The sequence below is a fragment of the Rhizobium sp. P2_G2 genome, from assembly GCF_056403555.1.
This window is the reverse complement of record NZ_JBFUFF010000131.1, coordinates 1-15,278: the sequence shown is the minus strand read 5'-3', so window position 1 is coordinate 15,278 and position 15,278 is coordinate 1. Positions and strand designations below refer to the sequence as shown.

The window sequence follows — 15,278 nt, the reverse complement described above, 5'->3', positions numbered from 1 at the left end:
GAATCGTTGGACGGCGTAAATGGAGAGATTGAGAGCCTCGTCAAGCAGGCCTGGGGCAGGCCTGCATGAGCAAACGTAGCGATTCACTCAAGGATTTTCTGGCCCCCATCCAGCTCAGCGATGCTTCACCACGGTCCGCGAAGGCGTCTGTACAGTCAGGGGCGCTAAAATCGATGAACCAGGCATTCACGAATCTTGCCCACGATGCGGAGCTCGCAGAGGTCCTGCGCACTCAAATACAGGCTGGTGAACTGATCATCGATGTAGATCCTGCGGACATTCGCCCGTCTTTCATTAGGGACCGCCTGGACGACTATCAGGGCGAGGATTTTGCCGAACTTCGCGAAAGCCTTCGAACTACYGGTCAAATCATCCCGGTGTTGCTTCGACCACATCCGAATGAGCACAATGTTTACCAGCTTGCGTTTGGTCACAGGCGCGTGGAAGCCCTTCGTCAACTCGGACTGAAGGTGAAAGCGGTTGTCCGCATTCTATCGGACGACGATCTCATTGTTGCTCAGGGAAAGGAGAACACCGAACGACGGGATCTCTCGTTTATTGAGAAAGCCTTTTTTGCGCTGCAGCTTGAAGAGAAGGGCGTCAAGAGACGGGTTATCATGGATGCGTTGGCTTCCACGTCAAAAGGTGTCCTCTCTGGGATGATCTCTTTGGCAAGCGCGTTGCCCTCCGAGCTCGTTCATGCCATTGGCCCCGCGCCATCAATCGGTCGGCCTCGCTGGGAGTCAATGGCACAAAAATTAGCCAAGGATGTTGAAGGCGAAAATTGGCGAGCGGCGCTTCGTGTTCCAGGTTTCTCTGAACTGCACAGTGACGCCCGGTTCGAGAAGGTTTTTGCGGCGATCCAGTTGGCTAGGGCGTCAGAAAACGACGTACTATCTATCAATTCGTCGGACGGCAACAGGATCGCAACGGCGCAAGTTGGCAAGCGATCCACGAAGTTTATTTTCCAGGGAGGCAGGTCGAAGGATTTTTCTTCGTATCTACTGGATCGCCTTCCAGAACTCTATTCGGCGTTCCTGAAGAATGTGCAGGAGTAATGAAGTGTCGATAAACCGAGGAGATTGAACGCAAAAGAAAAGGCCCCCAAACGTTTCCGTCGTGGAAGCCTCTCTCAGTGTTTAGCAGCTTGAGAATCGCATTTCCTCGAATCATAGTCAAGAGTCTTTGGCATCGTTTTGGTGAGCGGGTTTCTTTTGCCTGAAGAAAGGTGAAGGAAAATGCAACGTGGAAATGTGACGACGCCCTTCGGGCGGCGAGCGATGACGCTTGCCTTGATAAAGGGCCAAGTCGAGACGGCCGAGATCAAAGCTGGTAAGTCCGTCGACAAATGGAAAGTCTTCCGCGACATCGCAGAGGCGCGGATCCTGCTCGGCTTGCAAGATCGTTCGCTCGCGGTGCTGAACGCGCTGTTGAGTTTCTATCCGGAAGCCGAGCTTGTCGAAGATCAAGGGCTGGTGGTTTTCCCCTCCAATGCGCAATTGTCGCTTCGAGCCCACGGCATCGCGGGCACCACGCTCCGCAGACACCTCAGCGCGCTCGTCGAAGCCGGCCTCATTCACCGTCGAGACAGCCCAAACGGCAAGCGTTATGCGCATCGCAGTAGGGCAGGGGAGGTCGAACAGGCTTTCGGCTTCAGCTTGGCGCCTTTGCTTGCACGCATGGAGGAACTGGCACATCTGGCGCAGCAAGTTGCGGACGAGCACCAAGCCTTTAAGCGCGCAAAAGAAGCGCTCAGCATCTGCCGGCGCGACGTCCGTAAGTTGATTTCCGCAGCGATGGAAGAAGGTGCAGCAGGCGATTGGGCCGCGATCGAAGCGATCTACATCGACCTGGTTGCACGCCTTCCTCGCTCTCCAAGCCGCTACGAGACCGAGGCTGTTCTTGAAGAGATGGAGATGCTGCGGGAAGAGATCGTCAACCGCCTGGAAATGCAGCTGAATACACAAAAAATAGATGGCAATGATATCCAGAGTGAACGTCACATACAGAATTCAAAACCAGACTCCATCTATGAACTTGAACCTAGCTCCGAAGAAGAGCAGGGCGAAAAGTCGAGCCCGGTCCCGATACAATCTGCCGAGCCGATAAAGGCATTCCCGTTGGGCATGGTGCTGCGGGCCTGCCCGCAAATTGTAGATTACGGGCCTGGTGGCGGCATCAAACATTGGCGTGACCTGATGTCGGCGGCCGTGGTGGTGCGCTCGATGCTTGGCGTCAGTCCTTCCGGCTACCAGGAGGCCTGCGAAACCATGGGTCCGGAAAATGCCGCGGCTGCGATCGCCTGCATTCTCGAACGTGCCGGCCATATCAATTCGGCAGGCGGCTATCTCCGCGATCTGACGCGACGAGCCGCGCGCGGCGAATTCTCGCTCGGGCCGATGATCATGGCATTGATGCGGGCGAATGGCGGGCCCGAACGCCGATCCGCCTAACGTCAGGCGGATCGAGTTCTACTGGGCCTGAGAGGGCATCGGGATGAATTTATCTGGCCGACAGCATCATGTTATGTCGGGGAGCCTGTCGGCAATTTTCTTGAGATAGTCGTCGATTGCTTCCTCGATATAGGAGTTGAACTTGCGCCGTTCGATTGCCGCGAGGATCTTGAGCTTCTTGTGGACCTCGGCGCGAATGTAGATGCCGGTCGTCACCTTGGTCTCCTCTCGAAACCGTTTGCCGGCCACCGGATCATGGCTTTCGCCTTTGATCATCATTGCGCGCAATCGGCCTGGGGGAGGCGCTATTTTGTCCGGCACTGCTTCGGCGCTTGACTGCGCACTCGCCTCAAAGCCGGCGCTGAGTTTAGGGGGCTTCTGGCGAATGGCAGGTGGTTTGCCGGTCACAAGGCCAAGAACGAGTCCCTTCTTTTCGTCGTGCTCGCTCATGTGGCGTCGACCTCCAGGCTCGATTTGTAGAGCGTGATGATTTCGTGGAGAAGCGCCTCGATCTCCGCGACTGCTTTGTCATCTCGCTGATTGATCGTCTGCAGTGTGCCGGCTGCGCCGATGGATTGATAAGCCGATCTGCGCCAGATGACCTTCGAGGCCAATCGAACGCCGCTCTCTCGCAAGATTTCGCGCAGCGGTTCATGGACCTTTGCTCTGCCGGTTACGAAATCATGCTGATTGATAACGATCAGCACTGGAATCTTCCGATTTTGCTCTTCCTCGACCACGGGAAGGTGATTGAGTGCCAACTGGAGACCAGCGACAACGTCGTCCTGGGTGGTCTGAAGCGGAATGATTACAACGTCGGCTGCGTATAGGCCAGCGTAGAGGTTTTCATTGGTCGTTCCTTCAATGTCGATGAAGACGATCTTGCCGTTCTGCTGTTGATCAATCGCCGTCTGATAGATTTGATCGGCGTCGAGTGAACTGATCGCATCCAGTCTGGGAGGCCAGACCTTGGCTTGTCTTGATACATCGACCCATCGCATGGTGTTGGCTCGGCTGTCCGCGTCAATGAGAAACACCTCATTGCCGGCGTCGGCCGCCGTGCCGGACAGGGCTCGTACGAGTGTCGTTTTTCCGGTTCCGCCCTTTGGATTCGCTACAGTGATGATCATGATCGCTCCTTCGGATATGAAATCAATATAATAATTATCTGCGGCCGATTGGCAATCGTCTGTTGCCTGTTGACGATTACCTGGAAGCAATCAGCAATGGGCAACGGTGAGCTACTAACAGGCAATTGACACCAGGCAATAGCTCATTGTCCGGTATCAATTGCCTGTTAATTGGCAACGCTGCGATTGTTGATTATTCGTTTCAGATCGAACTGGCCTTTGCGGAGGTAAAGCGCCCGGAGCGAGAGCAAGTAGCAAAAACATAATTATAATGATTATTTTGGTGGCAGGATAGTCAAGTTTGTGGTACAAACTCGACCAGCGCCTCGCCTCCGGCAAGGCCTGTGGTTCGCGCCTCCGGCGCTCTGGGCCTTTGCGGCTCGCGAAAGGGAACAGATGTCGCGCAGCGAGGTGATCAGGGTCCGTCTCACGACCGAAGAGAAACAGGTATTGGCGGACCTTTGCGGAACCGAGCGAACCAAAAGCGACGTGATCCGCCATCTCTTTCGCGACCGTGCCGGTCTGCCGATGCCTGTGGCGCCGATCGAAGCCGTGGCCTTGCGGGCGGCAGTGGAGGAACTTCGCCGCATCGGTATCAATCTCAACCAGGCCGTCCGGGCCATGAACGAAGGCAGGGTCGGCTACGAGCCGCAGCTTGAGACAGCCCTTGTTCAGTTGATTGACGGCGTCTCCGGCCTACGTGCCGACTTTGATGACGTGCTGAGGCTCGGCCGCATCAGGCGAGGAGGACAGCGCAATGGCGCATGAGTGGTCGCGTCTGCTGTTGGATGTGGAGAGTCGGATCGTGCCGCGCTCCCGGAGGCAGGAAGATCAAGAGGAAGAGCATCGACGCCCAGGTGGCGCTGCGGCTGCATTTCCGGCTTCGGGGTTAACTTTCAGCAAAACGGGATTTGCGACCAAGGCTCGGACTGCAAACGCGTCCTCGGGTCAGGAGACGATCGCCAGGGTGTTGCGACCGCACCAGTCCACTGACGCTCAAGTGATTTCCCTCGTTTCAAAAATCGCTTCCCGAGCGAATGCCCTTGATGAGGAGGAACTCCGACGGGGTGGGGGAGGGGGCTCAGTTGGCCGCAGCGGGGCTCCCTTGGATCGGTCACGGCCCAGGGCAGGGTCATCGGCTCGAGCGCAGGAGGAAGCGGTAAGCCGCGCGGCTGTTGCATCCGGTGCGCAGCCAGTGGTCATCAAGGTCACGTCGACAGTTTCGAGCCGGGCGTCGGCGGCAGGTCTTATCAACTATCTCGGCACACGGGAGATCGACGGGACTGATGGCGCGAAGAGCCGCGCCGATATTCCGATCCAGGATCAGGACGGACATACAATTCTGTCGGGAGAGCAACGGGCAGATCTGCTGCGGGCATGGGTGGAGGGATTCCGAGAGGGCTATGCCGTCAATTCTGTTGCAACCGTCAGTATCATCTTCGAGCAGAAAGTCGATGATGCAGCCCTGCATGCGGCGCTGAACTGTGCCTTTGGCGAGAAGCCGTTCCTCTATCAGCTGAGTGGCAACGAGGTCGCCGTCTTTGGCGTTACGGACCTCCCCGCAAGACAGCTCGCCGCTGCGTTGAAGGCGCGTGAAAAGGGTTCGGGATCCACTCATGCAGCCGAAAAGGCTGAGAGAGCGTTCGCCTCGTCACTGCATGGGAGTGGTGTCGTCGCAGCCGTGACGATCGAAGGCGCTGCCGCCTCAGAGACGTCCGCGCGATACTTCCTTGAGAAATTTCTGCGTTCCCACGGGGATATTGCCACGAGCTCGGGTGAACGCGTCCAAAAATCTTCCGCGGTGAAGCCGGTTGCGAACAAGATCTGGGAAGAATGGTCTTCACACATCCGCACGGTCGCACCCCGAAATGCCTTCCATGTGATTTTCTCGGCACGCGAAGGGACCGATGCGCCGGCGATGACGCGGGCGGTTCGGGATTTTCTCTCTGAGCAGGTGCCCGGCCACAAGTGGATCACGGCTTATCATCCCGACACAGGGCACGTGCATGTGCATGCGATGATTTCCGCGCGCGATGATATCGGAAAACCTTTGCGTTTCACCAAGCCGGAGCTTTATGCATGGAGAGAAGCTTTTGCCGCAAAGACGCGCGAGCATGGGATCGCCATGGTCGCGACCCGCCGAGCGGATTTTGCCGCAGGCAGGCCCTATGATCAGGCACAGGTCGGCGCCTACGAGCGCGGCCGAGCCGACCCACGCTACCTCGAGCATCCCACGGTCAAGGCGCGTGTTGAGAGCAAGCGGGCCGGCGTCATCGACAGAGAGTCAATGACGAATGGCAATCTTGCCCTGGCCCCAAAATGGCGTGCCTCAGCCCAAGCACTCCRAGCGGCCGGCGCCGACCCGGAGATTGTCCAAGCGGCCAATCGGTTCGCCGCAGCGGCAGGCAAACCAGCCGGACTATCGCTGGTCACACAACCAAAGGGCTTCCTGTTGCTGACGATTGAGATCGGCCTGGGCATTGACCGGACGGCCGCTCTTCGGGTGATCGGTGAGACGACCGGTGCGACAACGGGCTGGATCTCTTCAAATGGTTCGGCGGTCGCTGTTCTTGCACCGGCGCAGGCAGGCGTCAGCAAGATCGAACGCGAGATTTCGAAAATGAACGACGGGTTCGGTCCCGGCGGCGAAATGCAACGCGTGGTCCGGCAACTCATTCGACGTCTTTCCTCGCAAGGATTGACGGCACATGTCGAAATTGAAGCGGCCGGGTCGGCGCGGGACGGAAACCCGACGCCTTGGTTGGCTGCGCAGTTTGAGTCCAGGAACAAACAAACCGGCAAGCCTGCGGTCACCACCCGTGCTGCTGACCGCTTGAAAACATTCATAAAGACCATCAAAGAAAGAAAGGAAAAGACCATGGCAATGTCACTGGAGCAGTTCGACGAACGCGTTGCGCGTGCCAATAAATCGATGGAACGGCTGGAAGGCGTCGTTGACAGCTCAGTTGAGCGGCAGGCCGTCGAGGAAATGCGGCGAGAGGTCTCGGCCCTCTTTGCCGAACAGCGGCGAGATATTGAAGTGCAGCAAGTCCGGTCCGCCGCGGAAAGCTCGGACAATGCATCCACGTCCAATACCACCCGAACGGCTGACGTTGATCACGGCAAGTCGCGTCCGGTTAGTGCAGATCCGTCCATTGCCGCCCAACAGCAGGCTATTGCCCAAGGCCGGGCAGAGCGCGCGTCGAAAGAGCAGACCACGACGGCGAAAACGAACCGGGAGCATCAGCGTCAGGAAGCTATGAGACGCCTGGCGCAGGAGAACGAGCGCCAAAATGGACGTGACGGCGCGGAGCGATGAGCCTCTGTAATCTCGCGTACGCATCAGCGGTTCGAGATCGGGGCGGTCGAACGCAGACCTATGTCCTTGTGGAGGATTTCGATTCAGTCGGAATTTCGTTCATTGACATGAGGACGTGAGTAAGTGTATTTATAACCCATTGGGTTATAGGATTGAAATGCAGACAGTCGCTGAAACACCAATGTTTGTGAGACAGGCTGCTGCACTGTTCACTGAAGAAGAGCGCAAGGAATTGATCGATTTCCTTGCCACCAATCCTCAAGCCGGAGATGAAATCCCCGGGGCTGGCGGAGTCCGGAAAGTCCGGTTCGGGGCTAAAGGCAAGGGAAAGCGCGGCGGCGCGCGCGTGATCTATTACTGGTACAGCGACGATGCGCCCATCTATGCGCTGCTCGCCTACAGTAAGAACGAGAAGACAGACCTGAGCCCCAACGAGGCAAAGGCCGTCGCGGCGTTTGCGAAAGCGATCAAGGCCGTATACAGGAGCAAGGCATGAGCGAGATGACAAAATTTGGCGCGGATCTGATCCAAGCAATGTCGGAAGCGTTGGCCCACACGCAGGGAAAAGACGTTCCCGGTATTCGTGTCCACTATGTCGATTTGGGTTCGGTTGATGCGAAAGCGGTCCGCCGGAAACTGGATCTGACACAGGATGAAATGGCAGCTGTTCTAGGCACGAGCCCATCTGGGTACAAAAAATGGGAGCAGGGCAAGCGCCAGCCATCCGGTGCTGCGCGAACATTGCTCCGGATCATGGAGCGTGAGCCTGAAGCGGTCCTGAGGGCTCTGTCTGCCGGAACCGATGGTGGTGAGAACAAGCCAGTCGAGGCAGCAGCGCATTAAGCTCGACACGCGTCAAGGACAAGCGATGCAGCCGGTCCGTCGTTCAATTTACGAATTCTTTGCAGTTGCTGATGTACTGATCGGGTGCGCGTTTAGTTTTGCGTACGCGCTTCCTCAGACATGTCAACGCCGGGGAGCCTTGGCGGACGGCCATCAATGGCAAAAGCGATTTGCAGCCTACTTTACCAAGTGCATGTGTCGCCGACTTTCAATTCTTGTAACGGACGCGGCGTCTTGCTGCCGGGTGCAACAGTCGTACCCGTCTGAATTCTTCTGAGGAAAAAAATCAAAAGGCAGGCCCGCCACCCGCTCAACTGACATAGGGCCAGGCGGCGATCGCGAGTGGCACCACCAAGCCAAACGCGACGGCCGTCACAAGCCGCATCAGTTGAATTCGTCGCCTCCGCCGACGGTCCCAGTCATAGACCATGGCCATTCCTCCGAAGATTGTTATCAAGCAAACCCGAATGTAAGAGTCAATCACTGCGACGATTGAATCTTCAACCTCTACGCGATTGCGTTTTGGCAGGGACCGATGCTGTCCTCGGCCACGACAACGCGGGCGCACGGATGCCGACATTTTGGGGGAGACGTGATTTGGCTTGTTTGCATGGTGCCAAGGCGATGCCTTTGGACGTCCGCGGTCTTCACGTCTTGCATCGAGGTGGAAAACGCAGCATTGTGCCGGCGTTCAAAACACCTGCCGCTCGGCAGATCTGCAAATGGGAAGAGAGCAAATGGCCACCGGTACCGTCAAATGGTTTAATGCAACCAAGGGATTTGGGTTCATCCAGCCCGATGATGGCAGCGGCGATGTGTTCGTGCATATCTCAGCGGTCGAGCGGGCTGGACTGCGCGGCCTGAACGACGGCCAGAAGATCACCTTCGAGTTGGTCAAGGATCGCAAATCCGGAAAAATGTCGGCCGACAACCTGCAAGCCTAGGGCTTTTGTCAGTGTGGGCGGCGGTCAGATCATCAATCTTGCCGCACGCCCCATTTTCCGTTCGCTGTCATTATAGTAGCTGGCCGCTTGGGTGACCGACTTGTGCTGCGACTGCTGCATGGCCTCGGGCAGGGGAATGCCGCGATTGGCGGCCTCTGTCAGATATCCCGATCGCAGCCCGTGCGCAGAAAAGTTTTGCGGATCGAGACCGGCTTGCTTTGCCCGCGTCTTGACCACGAGATTGACGGTTTGTGGAGTGATGCCACGGCGATCGATATTCCCCCACTGATCGATTTTCCGGAACACAGGGCCGGTGTCGATCCTGGCTGTTTCGAGCCAGGCTTTGAGCGCAGTAACCGGCCGGCCGATCAACACCACGTTTGCCTCGTCCTCGATCGTCGTGGTCTTGGTGCGGTCGAGATGCAGGGTCAGGCAGGGCAGGATTGCAGACTCCGGGTTTTTCGGATCGGCGAGCACTGGATCTTCGTCGACACAATCCTCGACGCGCAATCCAGACACTTCCGAGCGTCGGCGCCCACCGGAGGCGAAGGCCAGCAGCAGCAGCGCCCGATCGCGGAGATCGACGAGACGCTCGCCGGCGCAAGCCGTCAGCAACTGTGCCAGGACGTCACCGGTGACTGCTTTTTTGCTCTTGCGCTGCCGCGGTCGCGCAGCGGCGCGCACCGATAGCCGAAGCGCCGATTTCAGCGAGGGCGCGGAGAATTCACCGTTCAAACCGCGCCAGCGCGTCAGGATCGACCAGGAGGTCAGCCGCCGCCGCACGGTGGCCGGCGCATGTGGCCCGTCGCTCCGCAGCAGTTTTTGAGACCTCAGCGATGTCGAGACGTCTTCCGGCATGCCATGTGATGGATCCTCGTGCCGCTTGACCGGATCCCAGAGATGATGAGCGACGAATTTGAGCAAAAGACGTTCCGGCGCCGGCCAGGGCAGGGGGGCGCCGATCGCCGCCGCCGCCCAGGCCTCGAGATAGGCGAGGTCGGAGGCGAGCGCCCTGAGCGTATTGTCGCCCATGCCAGCGGCGGCGAGATGCTTGAGGGTCTCGACGTCGTCGTCGGTCAGGATTTCGGCGAGCTGGTCGCGGCGGTCAAGCGGCAGGATGGCGTCGAGCGCATCGAGGTCAGTGGAGCGCTTGAGCACGGCGTCGGTTGGAATGGTGGGCAGGGGGCGTTTTGGCATAGTGTCCGGCTCCCACTAAATGCGCTTGTAGTACTGCATCAACTGCCGACAAAAGTTACGACCCGGAGTTTGTCCGTATAATCGACCTACCTCTCGCGAGAACGCAGCTTGCTCAGTATATTTTGTTTCACTTTTAACGCGTGGCAGAGCCTGCCACTTATGGTATTGCCATAGCAATTCAAACTCACCTATGTGGTGCCGAGCGATGTGTTGCTCGATTGCCCATGCGGCCTGTTCAATGATGCCGAGATATCGAAGCAATGTCTGTTCTGATAATCGTTTCGATGCACCGACCGGCGCGGTAGGATCTTCGAAGTGTATCGGAGACCGGCCAAAGCTATGAGCCGAACCATTTCTCAACACCCGCATCTTCTCAAGATCCCCTTCAAGTGGGGCCAAGCCGGCGGGTATAATTCCGAAGAGGTTTTTACACCCTGCCAGTCGCTTTGACCAAGTGCCTTTGACACAATCCAAGACAAGGGAACTGACGTCATCATCAACGTTCTTCTTAAGCCAGATTGTCCCGTCAATTGAGCGGGATTGCTTGAAGCGGAGCAGGGGATCAGATCGCAAGGCCGTGGTGACAACTGTGGAAATGTACGTCTCAAGATACAAGAGTGCCGAGACGAGCATCGACAGCCTGAGCCAGTTTTCAMGCTCTGAAAAGTTTCGGCTCCACTCCGGAAGTGTCGGTGCCAGCCTACGCGCATCAGGCCCGGTGGCGTGGAAGAGCATTGCTGGCGAATGGCTTTGCGGCGCCATTCGGTATTGAAATTTTGCTGCGTGTGAGACGGGGACTAAGGACCAATAGAGGTCGTTAATCTCGGTATGATGGGCTTTAAACCGCGCGAATACGCGTGTGCGATCAAAGCAAGACGTCCAACGAGCGAAAGCCACGATTTTCCTCCCCCTTAAGGCGCTTTGTGTTCGACGCGTAACACATCATCTGGCCGAAAGCCATCACTATCGATACCTGATACTTATCGAAAACGAGGCGTGGCCGCGGCTTTTAACTGCCGATTGCAATTGAAGCGGTAAGCTGAAACAGTTACCCTCGATTTTGGGCTTAGAATTTCAAATCCGCACAGGGAGGGGAGGCTATCACACTGAGATCGTTGCCGATATCAGTGGCATTCACCAGCGAGGGTCCGGCCATTCGGCGTTTTCCCAGGCTGCAAAGTCTCTTGGAGAGACCAGGTTCTTCTCTCCGTTCATAAGTCGGACAGCGTAATAGCGATCATACATTGGATCAAAGCTCGTCAGAAGCTGCAGAAAACCCGCTTTCCGCTGCGCTTTGGTCCAAGAGGAAAAGATCCCGCCACGGCTCTCCATCATGTCAAACACCTCGGGCTGAGCTGGATCAAGACGTTGCCAAATTTCAATGATGCGTTCTGCCTGCGTGCCGAAATCCTCCCGGAGTGCCTCTTCGATCATGGCCTCCAGCGCGTAGGTGTGGATTGTGTCTTGGCCGAGTGGCTGAGAAAGGCGAGAGATTGCCGCAACAGCCTCTGTTGGAGCAATAGAACTGGCCAGAGGACCTTTACGCCATAGCGCACGCCGATTTCTTCAAAGTGTTTTTGCGGCTGGAGAATTTCCCGTTGCTGTTCAAGCGCCTTGCGTACATCGTACGCCAGACCGAGAAACGCGCCTTCCCTGTCCATAACAAGCGGGGATCTGTCGTTGACGTCATGAACAACCTCATGCAGCCAGGTGAGAGATGTGTGGTCGCCGATCAGCAGAATGCCGGCATGGTTTTTAAGGAGGCTGTAAGACAGCACGCAGGTCATCCTTTCCTATGATGGGTAAACGTGGGGTCACCCATTCCATGGGTCGATGATGTCGGGCCCGAAGCCCTCGAAATCCTTGGTGTTTCGTGTAGCGAGGGTAAGATCGTGTGCGATTGCGGTTGCGGCGATCAAACCGTCCATCGAGGCGAGCCCTCGACCGCTTCGCTTCGCAAGCGCCATGAGGTCGCCCCAGGCCAGGGCGACMGGCTCTTCCACCGCAATAACGCGCTGCTCGAAACGCTGCGGCAGGTCATGCTCAAGCCATTCCGCCAAGGCGTCGCGTTTTCGSCCGCTGTCCATCAAAGCCACCCCGCGGCGAATTTCTGCGATCGACACGACACTGATAAAGGTGCGGTCTTCGTCAAGTCCATCGAGCCATTGCAGAACGCGCTCGTCGGGACGTGGCTTCGTGACTTCCGACAAAACATTTGTATCGAGGAGCAATCTCACAGCGACAAATCACGTGGTTCATCGCGTTGACGATCAAGATTCAGTTCAGCGCCGCGGAGTGGGGAGTCCATGAGGAATTCCGCGAGCGATCCTTTACGTGCCGWTTTTCGCTGCCATTCTTCAACCGAGACGACGACGACGCTTGGCTTTCCGTTTCGGGTGATCGTCTGCGGCACTGATTGTGCTCGTTCGATAACCTCAGACAGTTTTGCCTTGGCGCCTGCAACTGTCCAGTTCTTACTATCATGTGTTGATGGCAGCATTGCTCGCTCCAGACTAYAGTGACTATCTTGACTATATGTGATGATCGGTTCTAACGCAAGCATGTGGATAGGGCAGGGGAGGGGAGGGGCTGGCTCAAAGCCCTGCGGCTTTAGTCAGATTAACCCGKAAGCGATCACGTCGTCGCTGATATCGGCGGGTCATCTCTGCAGAGGCGTGACCGAGCTGCTTCTGGACGTATCGTTCGTCTACCTCGGCAGATGTGGCTTTTAATTCCCGGTTTCAATTGAAGGGCTAAGCTAAGAACCCGACGCGAATTTTACCTAGCGATTTTACGCCACCGATAGGGGAGGGCGTTTCAAAACGGTGACAGCCACGCCACCAACCGACATGTTCGCTCAGGCGGTCGAGGAGCCGTGCTTTTTCTCAAGAGACCGCTTCAGGCTGATGATCTCCTTCAGCGCGTTCGTGTGAACCTGCTCCAGGCGTTTCAACTCGCTCTCCAAATATGCGTTGCGCTTATCCAGCCTAAGCCGATCCTCTTCCAAGATTTCTATTTTCACTATCGCGTTATGATAATTCTGCCGTGACTCCTCAAAAAATGCGCGTTCGGCGACGAAATGGGTTTCGGGATTGAATTCAGGGGCGTCGCCGACATGCACAACGCGAACCGCTTTGCCGGCAGCGGCTAACCGGGCGCGGTAGTCCCGTTGAATTTCCGCTTGGGTCAGCGCGTTCGGCTTGCGGGGACGGCCGCGAGGGCGTTTGGGAGTATCCATGACGGCTATTTATCATAACGCGTTATCGACGTATAGCCATCGGCGCAGGCCGACCACGCGCTTCGCCGGGTCGGCATCAATGTCCCGGGTCGAGAGAGATGGACGCCCCGAAGGGCTTTCAGAGCCCAGACGCCTTGGTGAGATTGACCCGGAAGCGGTCACGCCGCCGCTGGTATTTGCGGGTCATTTCGGCGCTGGCGTGGCCGAGTTGTTTCTGCACATAGCGTTCATCGACTTCTGCCGAAGAGGCGAGACCGGCGCGCAGCGAGTGGCCGGAAAATTTGAAGGCGCGGTCTATTTCGCTTAAATCACCGCGAACACCGGCGGCGATAGCGGCGCGCTTCACCAAGCGCGCCACTTCCTTGTCGTTCAATCGATCTGGGCCGACATCTTTGCCCTGGCCCCTGACCCGGCGGAACAGGGGTCCTTTGGCGATCCGGGCGAACTTGATCCAGGTCTCGACGGCGACGATGGGGCAGGTGGCTGCGGAGGAACCACGGCCGATCTCGACCTCGCGCCAACCGGTCTTGCCGCGCAAGGTCAGCAACATGCCCTTGTCGAGGATGTCGATCCAGCCGCGACCATCTTCGGTCTGGTCGCGGCCGAGGTCGAGCCCGACGATTTCCGAGCGGCGCAGGCCGCCGGCAAAGCCGATCAGCAGCATGGCGCGATCGCGGAGCCCACGCAGCGTTCCCCTGTCGAGCGTTTCGAGCATGGCGATCAGGTCTTCCGGCAGAATGGCTTCCTTCTGCCGGGGAGGGGCTGCGTGGGTGTTGCGGATGCCAGCCATCACGGTGGCAATGGCACGATCCTTCCGGTCCAATGCCATGCCACGCTGCGAACAATTCCAGCTAATCGCCGAAAGACGCCGCTCGATCGTCGACACGGAGTTTGCCTTCATGCCGCGTTCGGCGGTGCCGAAGGCACTGCCGGAGGCGCAGGCGGTGATGTAAAGGCCGACGACCTGCGGATCCGGGGGAAGGGGCGAAAAATTCTGCCTACGGCACCAGGCGGAAAAATGCTTCCAGTCGGAGGCATAGGCCTTGCGGGTGTTGGCAGAGCTGGCCGCCTCGACGTAGCCGCGCGCCCGATCCGCCAGTTGTTCCAGACGCGCCGGCAGGTCGGTGCGTGCTTCCTGAAGAGGAGAGGGGAGCCCGGCGCCATACATAGAATTGTGGTCCGACGACTGCGGCACGGGAACATCGTCGCCGGCGCCCGTGCCGTCAGGCCGAGCAGAGCTCCGCTGGAGGTGATTTTCGCTGTTTTCTTCGACGATTCGGCTCATTTCTCTATAATGACAAAAACGTCCGATAATGCAATCTTATCGGTTGTTTTGCTTGAGCGACAAGCTGTGCGGTTTCAGGCGAAAATTTGACATAAACTGCACAGGCGATACAGACTCACCGGCATGGGTTCGTTCGTAAATATACCGACCCAGGGCCTGTCATCCCCCGGCCGCCTTCCGGACTGGGCCTTGCCGCGCGGGCATGGACAGGCCGAGGCGGATGCCGCCTTCGCGGCCGGCATCGCATTGAAAGCGCTTGATGATCTGATTCGCTCGTCTACGATCTCGACTGGGACGAGGACGAACGCCTCGATGAATGGCGCATCGTTCTGACCGACGCGCCATCATCGTCCTCGACGCCTAGAATGCTTTGCAGGTGCTGCAGCATGCGCCCTGGCTCGGCCTGCTGCTAGCAGCCGCGGTGTTACGCCAGGCCGGTCTCGCGACCGCCGCGCATCTGGCGGCTGTCAACCTCGGGCTCAAATCGATTGCCGTAGACGGCCGACTGCATCACGCGGCTCGCGGCACTCGTGAATGGCATGGCCGTGGCTGCCGAACACGGTTTGAAGGAGCATGATCGGCTGACACTGGCAAAGCAGATAATGGAACGTCGCCTCATCGGTCGGCGAAGCTCGTCAATGGGCACCGTAAAGTTAACGAGTTGCGGCCAAAATTGGCGCCCGCCGCTTTCGCTCATACTGCTTGCAAGCGTGCGATCTCATTCCACATCTGCATGGCTGCGGCTCTCAGTTCGCGGTAATGATCGGATGGAATATCGTGGCGAGGAAAGTGAAAGAGATTGGCGACGGGGTCATGAATAGAAACGAAATGCTGGAGGTGTTTGGCTGACTTGAAGCCCTTCATGATCC

At 57.6% G+C, this 15,278-nt stretch carries 17 protein-coding genes and 3 pseudogenes; 8 read left to right on the top strand and 12 right to left on the bottom strand.

What is annotated here, in order from left to right:
• The first annotated feature begins 65 nt into the window (after positions 1-65).
• On the top strand, positions 66-1,058 hold the full coding sequence (gene repB, locus AC1D06_RS38230) for a plasmid partitioning protein RepB (RefSeq protein WP_477990810.1): 993 nt from the start codon (positions 66-68) through the stop codon (positions 1,056-1,058).
• Positions 1,059-1,238: 180 nt separating this feature from the next.
• Positions 1,239-2,453, top strand: a complete 1,215-nt coding sequence (gene repC, locus AC1D06_RS38225) for a plasmid replication protein RepC (protein ID WP_477990809.1) — start codon at positions 1,239-1,241, stop codon at positions 2,451-2,453.
• Between the two features lie 66 nt (positions 2,454-2,519).
• On the opposite strand, the gene AC1D06_RS38220 is transcribed toward repC, so the two are convergent.
• Positions 2,520-2,903 (bottom strand): hypothetical protein, encoded by a 384-nt coding sequence (locus AC1D06_RS38220; RefSeq protein WP_477990808.1) that lies wholly within the window; start codon positions 2,901-2,903, stop codon positions 2,520-2,522.
• Positions 2,900-3,583 (bottom strand): AAA family ATPase, encoded by a 684-nt coding sequence (locus AC1D06_RS38215; RefSeq protein ID WP_477990807.1) that lies wholly within the window; start codon positions 3,581-3,583, stop codon positions 2,900-2,902. The genes AC1D06_RS38220 and AC1D06_RS38215 overlap by 4 nt, the downstream gene beginning before the upstream one ends.
• Positions 3,584-3,979: 396 nt before the next feature.
• On the opposite strand from AC1D06_RS38215, the gene AC1D06_RS38210 reads away from it, so the two are divergent.
• The 5 genes from AC1D06_RS38210 to AC1D06_RS38190 all read left to right on the top strand — a co-directional run bounded on the left by AC1D06_RS38210 (position 3,980) and on the right by AC1D06_RS38190 (position 8,689).
• The gene (locus AC1D06_RS38210) at positions 3,980-4,351 is read left to right on the top strand and encodes a MobC domain-containing protein (protein WP_477990806.1); all 372 of its coding nucleotides are present in this window, start codon (positions 3,980-3,982) and stop codon (positions 4,349-4,351) included.
• Between the two features lie 427 nt (positions 4,352-4,778).
• Entirely contained in the window at positions 4,779-6,902 is a 2,124-nt protein-coding gene (locus tag AC1D06_RS38205) for a relaxase/mobilization nuclease domain-containing protein (protein WP_477990805.1), read from the top strand.
• A gap of 157 nt (positions 6,903-7,059) precedes the next feature.
• Positions 7,060-7,398, top strand: coding sequence for a type II toxin-antitoxin system RelE/ParE family toxin (locus tag AC1D06_RS38200; protein WP_477990804.1), 339 nt, complete (start codon positions 7,060-7,062; stop codon positions 7,396-7,398).
• Entirely contained in the window at positions 7,395-7,745 is a 351-nt protein-coding gene (locus tag AC1D06_RS38195; protein WP_477990803.1) for a helix-turn-helix domain-containing protein, read from the top strand. The genes AC1D06_RS38200 and AC1D06_RS38195 overlap by 4 nt, the downstream gene beginning before the upstream one ends.
• A 737-nt stretch (positions 7,746-8,482) precedes the next feature.
• Positions 8,483-8,689 (top strand): cold-shock protein, encoded by a 207-nt coding sequence (locus AC1D06_RS38190; protein ID WP_477990802.1) that lies wholly within the window; start codon positions 8,483-8,485, stop codon positions 8,687-8,689.
• A 24-nt stretch (positions 8,690-8,713) separates the two neighbouring features.
• Here the strand turns inward: AC1D06_RS38190 and AC1D06_RS38185 are convergent, their stop codons facing one another.
• The 9 genes and pseudogenes from AC1D06_RS38185 to AC1D06_RS38145 form a co-directional block, all read right to left on the bottom strand.
• Positions 8,714-9,886 carry a tyrosine-type recombinase/integrase gene (locus AC1D06_RS38185; protein ID WP_477990801.1) on the bottom strand — a complete coding sequence of 391 codons (1,173 nt, stop codon included), beginning with the start codon at positions 9,884-9,886 and terminating at the stop codon, positions 8,714-8,716.
• A gap of 15 nt (positions 9,887-9,901) precedes the next feature.
• Positions 9,902-10,783, bottom strand: coding sequence for a hypothetical protein (locus tag AC1D06_RS38180; protein ID WP_477990800.1), 882 nt, complete (start codon positions 10,781-10,783; stop codon positions 9,902-9,904).
• A gap of 237 nt (positions 10,784-11,020) precedes the next feature.
• Positions 11,021-11,320 (bottom strand): hypothetical protein, encoded by a 300-nt coding sequence (locus tag AC1D06_RS38175; protein WP_477990799.1) that lies wholly within the window; start codon positions 11,318-11,320, stop codon positions 11,021-11,023.
• The gene (locus AC1D06_RS38170; RefSeq protein ID WP_477990798.1) at positions 11,317-11,664 is read right to left on the bottom strand and encodes a DUF6904 family protein; all 348 of its coding nucleotides are present in this window, start codon (positions 11,662-11,664) and stop codon (positions 11,317-11,319) included. The genes AC1D06_RS38175 and AC1D06_RS38170 overlap by 4 nt, the downstream gene beginning before the upstream one ends.
• 36 nt (positions 11,665-11,700) lie before the next feature.
• Positions 11,701-12,123, bottom strand: coding sequence for a PIN domain-containing protein (locus tag AC1D06_RS38165; RefSeq protein WP_477990797.1), 423 nt, complete (start codon positions 12,121-12,123; stop codon positions 11,701-11,703).
• A complete protein-coding gene (locus AC1D06_RS38160; protein WP_477990796.1) occupies positions 12,120-12,386 on the bottom strand; it encodes a type II toxin-antitoxin system prevent-host-death family antitoxin in 267 nt (88 codons plus the stop codon). Before AC1D06_RS38160 ends, AC1D06_RS38165 begins: the two co-directional genes overlap by 4 nt.
• A 94-nt stretch (positions 12,387-12,480) precedes the next feature.
• A pseudogene (locus tag AC1D06_RS38155) lies at positions 12,481-12,612 on the bottom strand (integrase); the annotation flags it as partial.
• Positions 12,613-12,743: 131 nt separating this feature from the next.
• Complete coding sequence (locus AC1D06_RS38150) at positions 12,744-13,124, bottom strand: hypothetical protein (protein ID WP_477990795.1); 381 nt, start codon at positions 13,122-13,124, stop codon at positions 12,744-12,746.
• Between the two features lie 118 nt (positions 13,125-13,242).
• The gene (locus AC1D06_RS38145; RefSeq protein WP_477990794.1) at positions 13,243-14,409 is read right to left on the bottom strand and encodes a site-specific integrase; all 1,167 of its coding nucleotides are present in this window, start codon (positions 14,407-14,409) and stop codon (positions 13,243-13,245) included.
• Between the two features lie 266 nt (positions 14,410-14,675).
• Here AC1D06_RS38145 and AC1D06_RS38140 point away from each other — a divergent pair.
• Positions 14,676-15,047 (top strand): annotated as a pseudogene (locus tag AC1D06_RS38140) (DUF1612 domain-containing protein); the annotation flags it as partial.
• Positions 15,048-15,102: 55 nt separating this feature from the next.
• Here AC1D06_RS38140 and AC1D06_RS38135 read toward each other — a convergent pair.
• Positions 15,103-15,278: pseudogene (locus tag AC1D06_RS38135) on the bottom strand (IS6 family transposase); the annotation flags it as partial.